Annotated in this window: 1 protein-coding gene; it reads right to left on the bottom strand. The window is 75.7% G+C overall.

Going from position 1 to position 18,745, the window contains the following annotated elements:
• Positions 1-9 precede the first annotated feature (9 nt).
• Positions 10-18,720, bottom strand: a complete 18,711-nt coding sequence (locus ACZ4VA_RS13925; protein WP_468081369.1) for a non-ribosomal peptide synthetase — start codon at positions 18,718-18,720, stop codon at positions 10-12.
• Positions 18,721-18,745 lie beyond the last annotated feature (25 nt).

The raw sequence follows: 18,745 nt of genomic DNA, 5'->3' as shown, positions 1-18,745 counted from the left end.
TTTCGGTCCTCACCGTTCTTCGTCGTGGTCGCTGTCGCCGCGCAGGGCGTCCTCGAGTTCGCTCAGCACCTGTTCCTCCACCAGGTCCGCCAGGCCGGCGACGGTGCGGGTGACCAGCACGTCGCGGGGTGTGAGGGCCACCCCGAAGGCGTCGTTGGCGCGGGAGGCGATGAGCAGGGCGCGCAGGGAGTCGCCGCCCAGGGCGAAGTAGTCGTCCTCCGCGCCGACGGCCGTGTGCAGGGTCTCCTCCCAGATGGCGGCCAGCGCCTCCTCCGTGGGGGTGCGCAGGGCGACGCGCCCGGGCGTCTCCTCCGTGCCCGGCTCGGGTGCGGGCAGGGCGGCGCGGTCGGTCTTGCCGTTCTCGGTGAGCGGGAAGCGGTCCAGCACCACGTACGCCGAGGGGACCATGTGCCCGGGGAGGGTGCGGGCGGCCGAGGCCCGCAGGTCGGCGGGCGTGGGCGGCTCGCAGCCGGGTGCGGCGAGCAGATGGGCCACGAGGCGCGGCAGCCCCGGTTCGTCCTCCCGGACGCTCACCACGGCGTCCAGCACGGCCGGATGGCGTGCCAGGGTCTGTTCGACCTCGCCCGCCTCGATGCGGTGGCCGCGCAGCTTGAGCTGGTGGTCCGTGCGGCCCAGGTAGTGCAGCTCACCGCGGGCGTCGCGGCGCACCAGGTCCCCGGTGCGGTACATCCGGGTGCCGGGCGGGCCGAACGGGTCGGCGGTGAACCGGGCCGCGGTCAGGCCGGGCCGGTTGAGGTAGCCGCGGGCCAGGGCCGGGCCGCCGAGCCACAGTTCGCCCGCGACGCCGTCGGGCACCGGGCGCAGCCGCGCGTCCAGGACGTAGGCCCGGGTGGACGGCAGGGCGCGGCCGATGGGGGGCGCGGCGCCGTCCGGCTCCAGCGGGGCCGACCAGGTGGCGACGACGGTGGCCTCGGTGGGCCCGTAGGAGTTGACCATCCGTTGGTGGGGTGCCCAGCGGGCGACCAGCTCGGCGCCGCAGGCGTCCGCTCCGACGGTGAGTGTGCGCAGGTCGGGCAGCGTGCCGGGGGTGCCCGGCGGCAGGGTGGCCAGCGCGGCCGGGGGCAGCAGGGTGTGGGTGATGCGTGCGTCGCGCAGGACGCCGGCGAGCTCGGCGCCGAGCAGCGGACCCGGGGGCGGTACGACGAGGCGGGCGCCGTTCGGCAGCGACATGCACAGTTCCAGGACCGAGGCGTCGAAGCTGGGGGTGGCGAAGGCCAGGACGCGGTCGCCGGGGCTCACCTGGTAGTGCTCGGCCTCGGCGGCGCTGAAGCCGGCCAGGCCCCGGTGGGTGACGACGACGCCCTTGGGGGTGCCGGTGGAGCCCGAGGTGTAGATGACGTACGCGGGGTCGTCGAGGTCGAGCGGGCGGGTGCGGTCGGCGTCGGTGGGCCGGTGGTCGGGCGTGCCGTCCGGTGGCGCCGCCAGCAGGGCGGTGACCTCCGGGGCGTCGAGGGTGAGGGCGGGTGCGGCGTCGCGCAGCATCAGCGCGACGCGTTCGGCGGGGTAGCCGGGGTCGACGGGCAGGAACGCCGCGCCGGTCTTGGCGACCGCGAGCTGGGCGAGGACCATCTCCGCGGAGCGCGGCAGGACGAGGGCGACGATGCCGCCCGGACCCGCGCCACGGGCGACGAGGCGGTGCGCCAGGCGGTTCGCCCGTGCCTCGACCTCCGCGAACGTCAGCTCCAGTCCCGGTGCGCTCAGCGCGGGCGCGGCCGGGTCGCGGTCCACGCCGGCCTCGACGAGGTCCGGCAGCGTGGCCGGGGTCGCCGGCGGCGACTGCGGGCGCGCGGGCGGGTCGAGCAGCCGTGCCCGTTCCTCGGGCGGCAGTACGTCGACGTCGTCGAGGCGGGCGGTGTCCGCGGACTCGGCCAGGGCGCGCAGCGTGTGGAGCAGCCGGGCGGCGAGGGCGCGTGCCGTGCTCTCCTCGAAGTACCGCGGGTCGTAGCCGAGTTCGACGCCCAGCTCGTCACCGGGCGAGATCACCACGGTGAGCGGGTAGTTGGTGGCCTCGCGCGCGTCGAGGTCGCGTACCCGCACTCCGTGGGCGCCCGCGGTGCCGTCGCCCACCGGGTAGTTCTCGAAGACCAGCAGGCTGTCGAACAACGAGGTCCCGCCGGGCACTCCGCTGAAGTCCTGGAGATCGGTCAGCGGGGTGTGGTCGAAGCGGCGGTCCTCGGCGCGGGCGGTCTGCATCTCGCGCAGCCACGCGTCGCAGGGCGCGTCGCCGTCGACGGTGACCCGGGCGGGCAGGGTGGTGATGAACAGCCCGGTGATCGTGTCGGCGCCGGGCAGGTCGGCGGGCCGCCCGGAGACGGTGGTGCCGAAGCACACCTCGCGTTCCCCGCTCCACCGCGACAGCAGGAGTGCCCAGGCGCCCTGCACCAGGGTGTTGAGGGTGAGGCGGTGGCGGCGGGCGACGTCCAGCAGCCGCCGCGTGCCGTCGGGTTCGAGCCGCTGCGACAGCCAGGTGCCGGAACGGGCCGCCGCGCCGCGCGCGGGCCGCCGGTCGTAGGGCAGGGGGGTGGGAGCGGTGAGGTCCGCGAGGGCCTTGCGCCAGTGGTTCTCGGCCTCGGCCGCGTCGCGGGCGGCGAGCCAGGCGGCGTAGTCCGCGAACGGCCTGCGCTCCGGGAGCCGCGGCTCCTCGCCCCGGGCGAGGGCGGCGTGGCAGGCCATGACGTCGGACAGCACGTGGAAGACGCTCCACCCGTCCAGCAGCACGTGGTGGAAGGTCCACACCACGCGCACCTCGTCGGGGCCGAGCCGGATGAGCGCGACGCGCAGCAGCGGAACGCAGTCCAGGGCGAGGCCGCGCGCCTTGTCCTCGGCCAGCAGCCGCTCCAGTTCCGCCTCGCGCCGGGCGGGCGGCCAGTGGCTCCAGTCGTGCTCGGTGACCGGCAGGGTGACGTCGCGGTGCACGGTCTGCAGCGGTACGGGCACCCCGTCGAGGACCACGGCGCTGCGCAGCACCGGGGTGCGGTCCACGACGTGCTGCCAGGCGGCCGCCAGGGCACGGACGTCGCGGACGCCGTCCACCACGAACGTGATCTGCTCGACGTACAGCCCCTCGCCGGGTTCGTCCATGGCGTGGACGACCATGCCGGTCTGGGTGGGCGTGAGCGGGTAGACGTCGACGATGTCGCGGCCGGTGCCCACCAGGCGGTCGACGCCCGCCTGGTCGAGCGGGGCCAGCGGGAAGTCGGCGGGGGTGCGGCCGCCGGCGTCGGGCCGGGCGCAGTGCCGCACGATGGCGCGCAGTTCGCCGGTCAGCTCGGCGGCGAGCCGGGCGACGGTGTCGCGCCGGTGCACCTCGCGCGAGTACGACCAGGTGAACTCCATTTTTCCGTCGGTGACTTGGCCCAGTACGTCGAGGAGGTGGGGCCGTCGCGCGGAGGCGTCCATGCCGCCCTCCAGTCCGCCGTAGGGGGCGTGCAGCAGGCCTCCCGGGGAGGTGGTGCGGTCCTGGCGGCCGAGGTAGTTGAAGCCGACCTGCGGCAGTCCGGGCAGTCGGTCGCCGGCCGTGGGGTGGAGGTGGCGCAGGGCTCCGTAGCCCAGTCCGCGGCGGGGCAGCGACCGCAGTCCCTCCTTGACGGCCTTGAGCGCGGTGCCGGTGTCGGCGTCCCGGGGGACGTCGAGGGCGACGGGGAACATGGTGGTGAACCAGCCGACGGTGCGGGCGAGGTCGACGTCGTCGAGCACGTCCTCCCGGCCGTGGCCCTCCAGCGCCACCGTCACCCGGTCGCGGCCCGTCCAGCGGGTCAGGACCCGGCCCAGAGCGCACAGCAGCACCTCGTCCACCCGGGTGCGGTAGACCTCGGGCACGTCCTGGAGCAGGCGCCGGGTCTCCTCGTCGTCCAGCCCGGCCGTCACGGTCTCCTCGCAGGCGACGGTGTTCGCCCCGGACAGGTCGGCCGGCAGGTCCGGATCGGCCTCCAGCGCCTGCCAGTGGACGAGTTCGTCGTCGAAGCCGCCGGCCGCGGTGTGTTCGGCGAGCCGCGTCGCCCACGCGCGGTAGGAGGTGGTCTTCGGGCCGAGCCGGGGCCGGTCACCGGCCGACAGGGCCCGGTACGCGTTCTCCAGGTCCTCCAGGATCACCCGCCACGAGACCGCGTCCACCACGAGGTGGTGGGCGCTCAGCAGCAGGACCGGCCGCCGGCCGTCGGCGGGGCGGCACAGCGCGCCCCGCAGCAGCGGACCGGCCGCCAGGTCGAACCCGCCGCCCAGCCGCCGGGCGTGCTCGCGCAGCGCCGCGTCGGTGTCGGCGCCGTCGGGCAGTTCGTGTGTCTCCAGCCACGCGGGGGTGCCGGGCGCCGTGCCGTACTGGCGCCAGCGCCCGTCGCCGGACCGCTCGAACCGCAGGCGCAGCGCGTCGTGGTGGTCGAGGACGGCGGTCAGGGCGTCCCGCAGCACCGTCTCGTCGGGGTCGTCGGCGAGGTGGAAGGAGACCGTCTGCGAGAAGTGCGCCGGATCGCCGGTGAGGGTGTCGAGCAGCCAGTGCTGCACCGGGGTGAGTGGCGCCTCGCCCACGACGGGTCCCTGCTCGGCGGTGGCGGCGCCGGCGGGCATCTCCTCGGCGGCCGCGGCCAGTTCGGCGACGGTCTGGTGGAGGAACAGGTGCCGCGGGGTCAGCGCGAGTCCGGCCCGGCGGGCGGCGGAGACGATCTGGATGCCGAGGATGGAGTCGCCGCCGAGCGCGAAGTAGTTGTCCCGCGCGCTCACTTCGGGCACGCCGAGCACCTCGGACCAGATCGCGGCGAGCGTCTTCTCGGTGGCGGTGCTCGGCGGGCGGGCGTCGACGGAGGCGGGGGCGGCCCACACGGGGTCGGGCAGCGCCCTGCGGTCCAGCTTGCCGGTGGCCCCGAGCGGCAGCTCGCCCAGTGGCACCACGGCCGCCGGGACCAGGTGGTCGGGGAGCGTGCGGGCGAGGAAGTCGCGCAGCGCGGCCGGTTCGGGGACCTCGGCGCCGGCCGGGACGGCGTAGCCCACCAGGCGCCGGTGGCCGTCGTGCTCCACGACCTTCGCGGCGGCCGCGGACACCAGCGGGTGCCGGGCCAGCGCCGCCTCCACCTCGCCGAGTTCGATGCGGAAGCCGCGCACCTTCACCTGGTCGTCCGTGCGGCCGAGGTACACGAGGTCACCGCGCGCGGTCCAGCGGACCAGGTCCCCGGTGCGGTACATGCGGCCGCCGGGCGGGCCGTACGGGTCTGCGAGGAAGCGGGACGCGGTCAGTCCGGGCCGTCCCAGGTAGCCGCGGGCCACCCCCGTCCCGGCGAGGTACAGCTCGCCGGGGGCTCCGGCCGGCACCGGGCGCAGGTGCGCGTCCAGGACGTAGGCGCGGGCGCCGCCGACGGGCCTGCCGATCGCCGGGACCCGGTCGGGTTCCGCCGGGTCGCAGGTCCAGGCCGTGGCGTAGACGGTGGCCTCGGTGGGGCCGTAGATGTTCATCACCCGGCAGCCGGGCACCGCCGTCCGCACCTGCTGGACGGTGTGGACGGGCAGGGCCTCGCCGGCGAGCACGACCGTGTCGGCCGTGACGTCGACGGTGTCCTCCGCCAGCAGCCGGCCGAGGGCGGAGGGGACGGCGCTGAGCAGTCCCGCGGTCCACGGCCGGTCGCGCTCGGCGAGCGCCAGCAGGTCGCGGACGACCTCGACGCAGCCGCCGGCGAGCAGCGGGGAGAGGATCTCGAACACGGACACGTCGAAGTTGAGCGAGGTCGAGGCCACGACGTGGGAGAGCCCGCGGCCGGTGAACTCGGCGGCGGCCCAGTCGGTCAGCGCCACCACAGACTCGTGGGCGACGACGACCCCCTTGGGGCGGCCCGTCGAGCCCGAGGTGTGGATGACGTACGCGGGGTGGCCGGGCAGCAGGGGCGTGCGCCGTTCGTCGTCGCGGACGTCGGCGGCGGACACGGCGGCCGTGGGCGCGCCGCTCGCGGGATCGTCGACAGAGATCCGCGTGAACGGGCCGTCGGGCAGCCGTCCCGATGTCTCGGCGCCGGTGACCACCGCGTCGGGGCGTACGTCGTCGAAGAGGAAGGCGATGCGCTCGGCCGGATATCCCGGATCGACGGGCAGGTAGGCCGCGCCGCTCTTGAGCACCGCGAGGAGGGCCACGATCAGGTCGGCGGTGCGCGGCAGGGCCAGCGCGACGAACCGCTCGGGGCCCGCGCCCGCCTCGATGAGCCGCCGGGCCAGCCGGTTGGCGCGTTCGTTGAGCTGCCGGTAACTGAGGCACTCGGCGCCCGCCAGCACGGCCGGGGCGTCGGGAGTGCGCGCCGCCTGCTCCTGGAACACCTCGGGCAGGGTCCGCCGCGGCGCCCGCACGAGCGGTCCGCCCAGGCGCTCGACGAGCCGGCGGCCCTGCTCGGGCGCGATCAGCGGCAGGTCGGCGAGGCGGCGGCCGGGGTCGGTGGCCATCTCCGTCAGAAGGGTGCGCAGGCTCGCGCCGAGCCCCTCCACCGTCGCGGGGTCGAATGCCTCGGGGTCGTAGTCGAGGGCCACGGCGAGGGTGTCACCGGGGGCGACCACCACGCTGAGCGGGTAGTTGGTCGGCTCCAGGTCGCGTTCCTGCTCCATGGCCAGCCCGTGCCGGGCCAGGGCGTCGCCGTCGAAGGGGTAGTTCTCGAAGACGACGATGCTGTCGAACAGCGTGGTCCCACCGGGCACCTCGCTCCAGGTCTGGAGCTGGGCGAGCGAGACGAAGTCGTGGCGCCGGGACTCCGACTGGGCGGCCTGGAGTTCGCGCAGCCACTCCAGTAGCGGCCGCCGTCCGTCGACGCGCGCCCGGGTGGGCAGCGTGTTGATGAACACGCCGACCATGGAGGTCACGCCGGGCAGCTCGGCCGGGCGGCCGGACACGGTCGTCCCGAACACCACGTCGTCGCCTCCGCCGTAGCGGGACAGCAGCAGCGCCCAGGCGCCCTGGAGCACGGTGTTGACGGTGAGCCCGGCGCGCTGCGCGGTCTCCCGCAGCCGTGCCGACACCTCCGCGTCGAGCGTCACCCGCACCGACCCCGAGGACGAGGCCGCGTGGGCCCCGGTGGGCCGCCGGTCGCGCGGCAGCTCGGTGGGGACGGTGAAGCCGGCCAGCGCCTCGCGCCAGTACACCTCCGCGCGTCCGGTGTCCTGCCGGGCCAGCCAGCCCAGGTAGTCGGCGAACGGCGCGCGGTCCGGGACCTCCGGGCGGCGGCCGGTCGCCAGTGCCGCGTACCGCTCGCACACCTCGTCGAACACCTGGGCGGCGCTCCAGCCGTCGAGCAGGATGTGGTGGAAGGTCCACACCATCCGCACCCGGTCGGGCGAGAGCCGGATCAGCACGAGCCGCATCAGGGGCGCGGCGGCCAGGTCGACGCCGGCCTGCCGGTCCTCCTCCAGCATCCGGTCGAGTTCGCGTTCGCACCGCTCGGCCGGCCATCCGGACCAGTCGTGGTGGGTGACGGGCACCTCGGCGCGGTGCTGCACGACCTGGAGCGGTACGGCCGTCTCCTGCCACACCAGCCGGGTGCGCAGCATCGGGTTGGCGTCGGCCGTCCGCTGCCACGCCTCGGCGAAGGCGTGCGCGTCGCGGACGCCGGAGAGCGTCAGCTGCACCTGGTTGACGTAGGTCCGGGCGTCCGCGTCCAGGAGGCTGTGGAACAGCATGCCCGCCTGCATCGGCGTCAGCGGGCAGAGGTCGGCGACGGTGCGGCCGTCGCCGACGACCCGGTCCACGGCGGCCTGGTCCACGTCGGCCAGCGGGAAGTCCGAGGGCGTGCGTCCGCCCGCGCCGGGGCCGGAGCAGTGCGCGACCAGGTCGCCGAGCGCCCGCAGCATGCCCTCCGCGAGTCCCTCCACCGTGTCCCGGTGGTGCACCGCGGCGCTGTAGTGCCAGGTCACCTCCAGCCGGTCGTCCTCGACCCGGGCGATCACGTCGAGCAGGTGCGGCCGGACCTGCTCGGGGGCCTCGGCGCCGTCCAGGCCGCCGGGCACGGAGCGCACGAGTACGCCCTCGTCGGCGGACCAGTCGAACCGGCCGAGGTAGTTGAAGCTGACGCCGGGCATCGGTCCCGCGGCGAGTGCCGCGTCCCGCTCGATCCAGCGCAGGGCGCCGTGGCCGAGGCCGCGTTCCGGCACGGCCCGCAGCTGTTCCTTGACGGATTTGAGGGCGGTGCCCCAGTCCCCGTCCGGCACGTCGAGGGCGACCGGGAAGAGCGTGGTGAACCAGCCGACCGTCCGGGACAGGTCGACGTCGTCGAAGAGCTGGTCCTCGCGGCCGTGGCCCTCCAGCTCGACGGCGACGGTGCTCCGTCCGGTCCATCCGGCCAGCACGCGGGCGAGCGCGGTCAGCAGGACGTCGTCGATGCGGGTGCGGTAGACGCCGGGCACCTTCCGCAGCAGGTCGTCGGTGCGCCGCCGGTCGAGCCGCACGGTCACCGAACGCACGTCGGCCATCGTGTTGCCGCCCTCGGCGTCCACCGGGAGCGGGGCCGCGCAGTGCCGCGCCACCGCCTCCCAGTGGGCCCGCTGCGCCGCGAAGCCGCCCGCCTCGGTGTGTGCGCGCAACCGCCGCGTCCACTCCCGTACGGACGTGGTGCGGGACGGAAGGCGCACCGGCTCCCCGGCGCGCGCCTGCCGGTAGGCGGTCTCCAGGTCCTCCAGGAGGACGCGCCAGGAGACCCCGTCCACGATCAGGTGGTGCGCGACGAGCAGGAGCCGGTCGGTGCGGGTACCGGTGTCCGTACCCGTGTCCGCGTCCGCGTCCGTGCGCGACCCGGTGCCCTGTACGCCGGTGAACAGGCGCGCGGTGAGGAGCGGACCGGTGTCCAGGCGGAAGCCGGCGTGCGCCTCGGCCGTGACGCGCTGCTCGGTCTCCCGGGCCGCCGCCGCGCCCGGACCGCCGAGGTCGCAGACCCGCAGCAGCTCCGGCACCTCGGCGTCCGGCGGGACGCAGGTCTGGTCCCAGGACCCGTCGTCACCGCGGGCGAAGCGGGAGCGCAGGGCGTCGTGGTGGGTCCACAGGGCGGTCAGCGCGCGGCGCAGCGCGTCCGGGTCGACGTCGGCCGTCTCGATCACGACGGACTGGTCGAAGAACTCCGGGCGGTGCGGCGTCGCGTCGAGGAACCAGTGCTGGACGGGCGTGAGCGCGACCTCCCCGCTCACCGGGCCGGTCCCGGCGACGGGCGCCGCGGTGCCGGTGGCCGCGGCGAGCGCGGCGACGGTGGGGTGCCGGAACAGGTCGCGGGGGGTCAGCGCGAGGCCCGCGGCGCGGGCGCGGGAGACGACCTGGATGCTGAGGATCGAATCGCCGCCCAGCATGAAGAAGTTGTCGTCGGCGCCGACGCGTTCGACTCCGAGCAGGTCGGCCCAGATCTCGGCGAGGATCCGCTCGGCCTCGGTGCGCGGCGCGCGGTAGGCGGCGTCGCCGGCCGCCGACCAGTCGGGTGCGGGCAGCCGCCGCCGGTCGACCTTGCCGTTGGCCGTCAGGGGCAGCTCCGCCACGGTGACGAAGGCGGCGGGCAGCATGTAGTCGGGCAGCCCGGCGGAGAGGTGGGCGCGCAGTTCGGTGGCCGTCGGCACGGCCGCCGACGGGGCGGGTACGAGGTGGGCGGCCAGCCGTTTGCGCCCGGCCTCCTCGTACACCGAGACGACCGCCTCGGCGACGCCCGGGTGGGCGGTGAGGCGGGCCTCGATCTCGGCGGGCTCGACACGGAAGCCGCGGATCTTGATCTGGTCGTCCGCGCGGCCCACGAAGTGCAGTTCGCCGTCGGCGCTCCACCGCACGATGTCGCCGGTGCGGTACATGCGGCTGCCGGGCGGCCCGAACGGGTCCGCGGGATAGCTTGCGGCGGTCGCGCCGGGCCGCCCCGCGTAACCGCGGGCCACTCCGGCGCCGGCGATGTACAACTCGCCCGGGATGCCGGGCGGTTGCGGCTGGAGCGCGTCGTCGAGGACGTAGACGCGGGTGTTGTCCAGGGGGCGACCGATGGGCAGCACCGGGGGCATCGGGTCGCCGACGCGGAAGACGCGGCGGGTGGCGAAGGTGGTGGTCTCGGTGGGTCCGTAGCCGTCGACGACGGTCAGGCCGGGGCAGGCGTCCAGGACACGGCGCACCACCGCGCCGGGTACGGCCTCGCCGCCGGTCCACACCTCGCGCGCGCCGCGCAGGCACGTGGGGTCCTCCTGCGCGAGGAGGCGGAACAGGCCGGCGGTGAGCCACAGGCACCGCACGTCCTGCTCGGTGATCGCCCGGCGTACGACGGCGGCGTCCAGGTCCGCGGGCGGTGCCAGGACGGCGGTCCCGCCGCGCAGCAGCGGGACCCACAGCTCGTAGGTGGACGCGTCGAAGGCGTGCGGGGAGTGCACGAGCACGCGGTCGTGCCCGGCGAAGGCGCGGTCCAGGGCCAGCGCGGCGACGTCCCGCTGACGCACCGCGACCCCCTTCGGCACGCCGGTGGAGCCGGAGGTGAACATCACGTACTGGACGTTGTCCGGGTGCACTTCGGCGCCGGGAGCGGGTGCGGCCCCGGGCGCGTCGCCGTCGGCGTGACCGGGTCCGTCCGCGGGTGCGGCGTCTCCCCCGGGCCGCCCGGCCGCGTCCAGGCGTACGACGTCTCCCCCGGTGTGCACGGTCCGGGCCGTGTCCTCCCAGGCCGCGTCGGTGAGCAGCAGGCGGGCGCCCGCCTCCGTGAGCATCCCGCGCAGTCGCTCCGCGGGCGCCCGGCCGTCCAGCGGGACGTACACACCTCCGGTGCGGGCGAGGGCGAGCTGGGCGAGGACCAGGGTGACCGAGCGGTCCATCAGGACGCCCACCGGGACCTCGGCGCGCACGCCGAGGGCGGTCAGGCGGGCGGCCAACGCGCCGGCCCGCTCGTCCAGTTCCCGGTACGTGAGGTGCTCGGCGCCGGCCTCCAGGGCGACGGCGTCGGGCGTGCGGCGCACCTGCGCGGCGAACAGGTCCGCGACCGTGGCGTCCGGTGCCCCGGTGGCCGTGTCGTTCCACGCGTGGACGACCTGTTCGCGGCGCTCGGGCGTGAGCAACGGCAGGCGGGCGGCGGGTCGTTGGGGTCCCTCGGCCATGCCCTGGAGCAGGACGGTGAGGTACTCGGCCAGCCGTTCCACGGTGCCGGTGTCGAACAGCTCCGGGTCGTAGCCGAGGCGCAGGCCGAGTTCCGCGCCGGGGTAGGCCACGAGGCTCAGCGGGTAGTTGGTGGTCTCGATGCCGTGCAGGTCGCTCAGCCGCAGGCCGTGCGCGGCGGCCAGGCCGTCGTCGACCGGGTAGTTCTCGAAGACCACGATGCTGTCGAACAGGGCGACCCGTTCCGGGAGTTCGGTGAACCCCCGCAGGCGGGTGAGCGGCATGTGGTCGAAGCGCCGGTCCTCGCTCTGGTCCTGCTGGAGGCGGCTCAGCCAGGCCAGGAGGGTCTCCTCGCGCGGTGCCGTGACGCGGGTGGGCAGCGTCGTGATGAACAGGCCGGTCATGGCCTCGGCGCCGGGCAGCTCCGGGGGCCGCCCGGAGACGGTCGTGCCGAAGACCACCTCGTCGCGGCCCGCCTGCCGGCTCAGCAGCAGCGCCCAGGCGCCCTGCACCAGGGTGTTGAGGGTCAGGCCCGCCGTCCTGGCCAGGTCCTCCAGGGCGCGGCTGGTGGCCGCGGGGACGTGCACGTGGACCGCCCGCGTGGACTCCGCGCGGTGGCTCTCGCGTGGTTCGCGGTCGTACGGCAGCGCGGTGGCCTCGGCCAGGCCGGACAGGCGGGTCCGCCAGTGCCGTTCGGCCTCGGCGGGGTCCTGTTCGGCCAGCCAGGCCACGTAGTCGCGGAACGGCCGGCGTTCGGGCAGGGCGGCGTCGGCGGCCGTGCCGGTGTCCCCGGCGGGCAGCGCGTGGCAGGCGAAGACGTCCGACAGGACCTGGAACAGGCTCCAGCCGTCCAGGATCAGGTGGTGGAAGGACCACACCACCCGCACGCTGTCGTCGGTGAGGCGGACGAGCACCAGGCGCTGGAGCGGGGCCCGCCCGAGGTCGATGCCGCGTTCACGGTCGCGGTCGAGCAACTCCCGCAGCCTGGAATCGCGTTCGGATGCCGGGACCTCTCGCCAGTCCTCGTGCGTGACCGGCACCGTCGCGTGGCGCCGGACCACCAGCAGCGGTTCGGGCACGTCCTGCCACACGACGTGGGCGCGCAGCACGGGGGTGCGGTCCCCGACCCGCTGCCAGGCCGCCGCGAGCGCGTCGGGGTCGGGTGTCCCGTCGAGGACGAAGGTCAGCTGCTGGAAGTAGGCGCCGCGCTCGTCCTGGGAGAGGCCGTGGAAGAGCATGCCGGCCTGCGTCGGGGTGAGCGGGTGGACGTCCTCCACGGCGCCGGGGTCGTCCCCGACGACGCGGTCCACGGCGTGCTGGTCGAGCCGTGCCAGCGGGAAGTCCGAGGGGGTGCGTCCGCCGGTGCCGGGCCGGGCGGCGTGCCGGGCGAGGCCCGCCAGCGCGTCGGCGAAACGCGCGGCGAGGTCCGCGACGGTCTCCTCCCGGTGCAGCTCCTCGGAGTAGAACCAGGTGAACTCCAACGCGTCGCGGTCCAGTTGTCCCACGACCTCCAACGGGTGCGGGCGGGCGGCCAGCGGGTCGGCGTCCAGTTCCAGGGGGCGGAACGGTGCCTGGTAGAGGCCGTCCGGCGGCCCGTCGGGCAGCCCGAACCTGCCCAGGTAGTTGAAGCTGATCTGCGCCGCGGGTGCCGTGGGCAGCGAACCGGGCGCGGCCAGGTGCCGCAGGACGCCGTGGCCGATGCCGTGCCGCGGGACCGCGCGGAGCTCTTCCTTCACGCCCTTGAGCACGGTGTCCCAGTCCGCGTCCCGGGGCACGGTCAGCGCGACGGGGTGGCGGGTGGTGAACCAGCCGACGGTACGGCTGGTGTCGACGTCGGCGAACAGTTCCTCGCGGCCGTGCCCCTCCACGTCCACGACCACCCGGTCGCGCCCGGTCCACGCGCACAGGGTGCGGCCCAGGGCGCTCAGCAGCACGTCGTTGGCCTGGGTGCGGTAGGTCTCCGGGAGGGTGCGCAGCAGGACCGCGGTGTCCTCGGGCGTGAGGCGCACGCTCACCGAGCGCGCCGTGGCGTAGGTGCCGGCGCCCTCCATGTCCGTGGGCAGGGCCGTCTCGTCGTCCGTGACCGGCCGGGCCCAGTACGCCTTCTCGTCGTCGAAGCCGCCGTCGGCGACGAGCGCGGCCAGGCGCCGGGACCAGTGCCGCAGCGCCGAGGACTTCTCGGGGAGTTCCGCCGCGCCGTCGCGGCCCTCGCGCCGGGCGCGGTAGGCCCGGTCGAGGTCCTCCAGCAGCACGCGCCAGGAGATGCCGTCGACGACCAGGTGGTGGACGGCCAGATGCAGGACCCGGGGCCGGCCGGCGCCCCGCTCGTGCAGCACGGCACGCAGCAGGGGGCCGTTGGCCAGGTCGAAGGGGCCCAGGTGCGGGGTGTCGGTGTCGGGGCCGGTGTGGTGCGCCAGGCCCAGCCGGGGGGTCTTCTCGTCGATGTGCCAGCGGACGCCCGTCTCGCCGGGGTCGGTGCGGAAGCGGGAGCGCAGCGCGTCGTGGTGGACGACCAGGTCGTTCAGGGCGCCCTCCAGCGCCGCCGTGTCGACGGCGGCGGGAAGTTCCACCGACAGCGTCTGCGCGAAGCGGCCCGCCCGTTCGCCCGCACTTTCGAAGAGCCAGTGCTGGATGGGTGTCAGCGGCGCGGCGCCGGTGGCGTCGACGGGGGCGGGTGCGGCGGGCGCCCGGACCCCGGCGTCGTCCGCGCACCGGGCCAGTGCGGCGACGGTCTGGTGGCGGTAGACGTCGCGCGAGGTCACCGTCAGTCCGGCCCGCCTGGCCTGCGCGACGACCTGGATGCTGAGGATGGAGTCGCCGCCGAGCGCGAAGAAGTTGTCGTCGGCTCCGACCCGTGCGACGTGCAGGACGTCCGCCCAGATCGCGGCCAGGGTGCGCTCGGTGGGCGTGCGGGGCGCGACGTGACGCGCGGTGTGCGCGGCGGGGCCCGGGTCGGGCAGCCGGGCGCGGTCCAGCTTGCCGTTGGGGTTGAGCGGGAGGGCGCCGAGCACCACGACCGCCGCGGGCACCATGTAGTCGGGCAGGAAGGCGCTGAGCGCGCGGCGTACCGCCTCCGGTTCCACGCGCGTTCCGGCGGCGGGCACGACGTAGCCGATCAGGCGCCGGTGGCCGTCGCTCTCCCGCGTGGTGGCGGCCGCCTCGGCCACCCCCTCGCAGGTGCGCAACGCCTCCTCCACCTCGCCGAGTTCGATGCGGAAGCCCCGTACCTTGACCTGCTGGTCGGTACGGCCGAGGTACTCCAGTTCACCGTCGGCGGTCCAGCGCACCAGGTCGCCGGTGCGGTACATCCGGTCGCCGGGCGCTCCGTAGGGGTCGGCGAGGAACCGGGCGGCGGTCAGGCCGGGGCGCCGCAGGTAGCCGCGCGCCAGACCGCCGCCGCCGAGGAACAACTCCCCCGTCACGCCGGGGGGTTGGGGACGCAGCAGCCGGTCCAGGACGTAGGCGCGGGTGCGGGCGACGGGCCTGCCGATCGGCGGGGCCTGGTCCGGCACGGCGTCGCCGGCGAACCACGCGGTGGCGTAGACGGTCGCCTCGGTCGGCCCGTAGATGTTGGCCACCTCGCCACCGGGCATGGCGCGCCGCAGGTCGCGCACGGTCTGCGCGGGCAGCGCCTCCCCGGCCAGTACGACGGTGTCGGCCTCTACGGCGACGGCGTCCTCGGTGAGCATCCGGGAGACCACCGACGGCACGCCGCTGACCAGTCCGGCGCGCCGCGGTCCCGCCGCGTCGGCGAGGGCGGGCAGGTCGGCGACCAGCTCCACGCTGCCGCCGGCCAGCAGCGGGCACAGCATCTCGAACACCGAGACGTCGAAGTTGAGCGAGGTGGACGCCACGACGTGGGCGAGCCCGCGGCTGCCGAACTCCCGCTCCGCCCAGGTGGCGAGGGCGGCCACGCTGCGCTGCGCGACCACGACTCCCTTGGGGCGGCCGGTCGAGCCCGAGGTGTAGATGACGTACGCGGGATGGTCGGGGTCCAGCGGCTGCGTCCGCTCGGCGTCGGTCACGTCCGCGTCGGACGGGCCCGGGGTACCAGCGGCCGCGCAGTCCTCCAGGACCAGCGGCTCGTACGCCTCGGGCAGCACGGCCGCCGTGTCCCGGGAGGCCACGACGAGGGCGGGGGCGGCGTCGTCGAGCATGAAGCGGATGCGTTCGGCCGGATAGCCCGGGTCCACCGGCAGGTAGCCCGCGCCCGACTTCAGGACCGCCCAGAGCACCGGCAGCAGGTCGGCGGTGCGCGGCAGGCAGAGCGCCACCAGTGTCTCCGGGCCGGCGCCGCGGGCGATGAGCAGCCGGGCGAGCCGGTTGGCACGCCGGTTGACCTCGGCGTAGTCGAGCCGCACCGGCCCGCAGACCACGGCGGTCCGGTCGGGGGTCTCGGCGACCTGCGCCTCGAAGAGCGTGGGCAGCGTGCTGTCGCCGTCGTCCTGTGCGCCGCGTGCCGGCGGGTTCCAGGTGTCGAGGAGGGTGCGCCGCTCCTCGTCGGAGAGGAGCGGCAGTTCGGCCAGTCTGCGGTGCGGGCCGTCCGCCATGCCTTCCAGGAGGCGGTGCAGGTGCCGGCTCATCCGGGCCACGGTGCGCGCCTCGAAGAGGTCGGTGTTGTACTCGACGGTCAGCTCGAAGTCGCCGTCGGCGCGCGGCGCGAACTCCAGGACCAGGTCGAAGCGGGCCGCCGGCCGCGGCAGCGGGTGCTCCTCGACGCGCAGCCCGCCCGCCTGTCCCGGGTGCGCCGGGGCGGTCTGCTGCACCACGAGCGCCTGTACGAGGGGCGTGCGGCTGGGGTCCCGGGGCGGGGCCAGTTCCTCCACCACCCGGTCGAAGGGCACCCCGTCGTGGGCGAAGGCGTCCAGCACGGTCGCGCGCACGCTCTCCACGAACCGGTCCACGGTGGCGTCGTCGTCCACCTCGCCGCGCAGCACCACGGTGTTGGCGAAGAAGCCGGTCACGTCCTCCAGGTCCCGGCGGCCGCGTCCGTTGGTGACGGTGCCGAACGCCACGTCCCGCTGCCCGGAGTACCGGGAGAACAGGACGGCCACCGCACCGGCGAACAGGGTGAACACGGTCGTGCCGCGGCCTCCCGCCAAGTTCCGCAGCCGGGCGACCAGTTCGGCGGGCAGGGTGTGCCGGTGCGCGGCTCCGGCGGTGGTGCGCACCGCGGGCCGCGGCCGGTCGGTGGGCAGTTCCAGCTGCTGCATCCCGGCCAGGTGCCGCTTCCAGTAGGCGAGGCTCTCGGCGTCGCCGTCCGCGAGGCGCCGTCCCCGCTCCCACGCGGCGAAGTCCGGGTACTGCACGCCGGGCGCGGGCAGTTCGTCGGTGGTGGCGGACACCTCGGCGTGGTAGAGCGCGGCCAGGTCGCGGGTGAGGACGCCGACCGACCAGCCGTCGGTGACGATGTGGTGCTGGGCCAGCAGCAGGAGGTGGTCGTCGTCGGTGCGGCGGACGAGCAGGGCGCGGGTCAGCGGGCCCGCCGACAGGTCGTAGGGGCGGCCCAGTTCCTCGGTCAGCAGGCGTTCGGTGGCCTCGTCACGGGCATCCGCCGGAACGTGCCCGAGGTCCGCCGTGCGCAGCGGCACCCCGGCTTCGGCGCTCACTCTCTGCACGGCCTGCCCGTCCACGGTGGTGAAGGTGGTGCGCAAGGAGTCGTGGCGGGCGGCGAGCCGGTCCAGGGCGCGGCGCAGCGCGGTGCCGTCCAGCGGTCCGCGCAGGCGCAGCGCCACGCCGGTGTTGTACTCGGTGCCGCCGGCGGTCAGGTCGTTCAGGAACCACAGGCGTCGCTGGGCACCGGACAGCGGCAGCGGGCGGTCGCGCGGGGCGGGCGGGATCGGGTCCGGCGGCGCGGCGGCGGCGGGGTCGCCGAGCAGCGGGGCCAGACCGGCGACGGTGCGGACGGTGAACACGTCCCGCACCGACAGCCGGACGCCCAGATCCTCCCTGATCCGGGAGAGCACGCGGGCGGCGAGGATCGAGTCGCCGCCCAGGTCGAAGAAGTCGTCCTCCACGCCGACGGCGTCGACGCCCAGCACGTCGGCCCAGACGGCGGCGAGCGCTCGCTCCTCGGGGGTGCGCGGCGCGACGAGGCCCTCGGCGGACGCGCTGCCGGGGGCGGGCAGGGCACGCCGGTCGATCTTGTGCTGCGGGGTGAGCGGCAGTTCGTCCAGGACGACGACGGCGGAGGGGACCATGTGGGCGGGCAGGGTGGCCGCGAGCGCCGCGCGCAGTCCGGCCGGCTGCGGGGCCTCGCGGGGGTCGGCGGGGGTGACGTAGCCGACGAGCCGTCGCCGCCCCGGCTCGTCCTCGCGCACCACTACGACGGCGTCCCGGACCAGGCTCTCGCGGGCGAGGGCCGCCTCGATCTCCCCCGGTTCGATGCGGAAGCCGCGTACCTTCACCTGCCGGTCGAGGCGGCCGAGGAACTCCAGCTCGCCGCCGGCGGTCCAGCGGGTGCGGTCGCCGGTGCGGTAGAGCCGGGAGCCGGGCGGCCCGAAGGGGTCGGCGACGAAGCGCGCGGCGGTCAGGCCCGGGCGGCCGAGGTAGCCGCGGGCCAACGCGTCGCCGCCGACGAAGAGTTCGCCGTCGGCGCCGGGCGGCACGGGCCGCATGGTCTCGTCCAGCACGTACGCCCGCAGGCCCGGCAGCGGGGCGCCGATGGTGGGGGTGCCGTCGCCGGCACGGAGCGCGCCGGTCCACGAGGTGACGATGGTCGCCTCGGTCGGCCCGTACGAGTTGATCATGCGCCGCCCCGGGGCCCAGCGGTCGACCAGGGCCGCCGGGCAGGCCTCGGCGCCCACGATCAGCGTGCGCAGACTCCGTCCCGCGCCGTCCGCCGCCGGGTCGGGCAGGGTGGCGAGCGCGGCGGGCGGGATCAGGGCGTGGGTGATGCGGTGCTCGTCCAGGACGGAGGCGAGTTCGTCGCCCAGCCACGGCCCGTGCGGCGGCACGACGAGGGTGGCGCCGGTCAGGAGCGAGATGAACAGCTCCAGGACGGAGGCGTCGAAGCTCGGCGAGGAGAACTGCAGGACCCGGTCGCCCGGACCCACGGCGTACCGCTCCGCCGCTGCGGCGGCGAAGCCCGCGATGCCCCGGTGGGTGACCGTCACACCCTTGGGCCTCCCGCTGGAACCGGACGTGTAGATCACGTAGGCGGCGTGATCGGCGTCCGCATCGGGGAGTTGCGACGCCGAGAGGCCCGGTGTGCCGGCCATGACGTCGCGAATCCGGTCCAGGTCGTCGAGGATCACGGCGGGCCGGGCGTCGGCCAGCATGAGGGCACGCCGTTCGGCCGGGTAGTCGGGGTCGACCGGCAGGAAGGCGGCGCCCGCCCGCGCCACGGCCAGCTCCGCCGCGACCAGTTCCGTGGAGCGGGGCAGTACGAGCGCGACCGACCGGTCGGGACCCGCTCCGAGCCCCCGGAGGTGGTCCGCCAACAGGTCTGCCCTCGCAGCCAGTTCGCGGTACGACCAGGTCCGCGGCCCGTCGGTCAGCGCGGGCGCCGACGGGGTGCGGGCGGCCTGCGCGGCGAACAGCTCACCGAGCGGCAGGGGCCGGGCCGCGTCGCCGCCGGCCTGGGCGGCCGTCTCGTCGGTCCGCGGTATGCGGGGCGCGGGCGTGGCCATGTCGTGCGGGTCCGTCATGGGGAGTCAGTCCTTATGGGCGGAG

This window comes from Streptomyces sp. NPDC028308, assembly GCF_055565855.1.
Note: the sequence above shows the minus strand (reverse complement) of the source record. Positions and strands in the feature narration are given on the sequence as shown.

Coding starts and splice junctions, on each gene's coding strand:
- ACZ4VA_RS13925 (WP_468081369.1), bottom strand. CDS start 18,720: ATGACGGACCCGCACGACATGGCCACGCCCGCGCCCCGCATACCGCGG.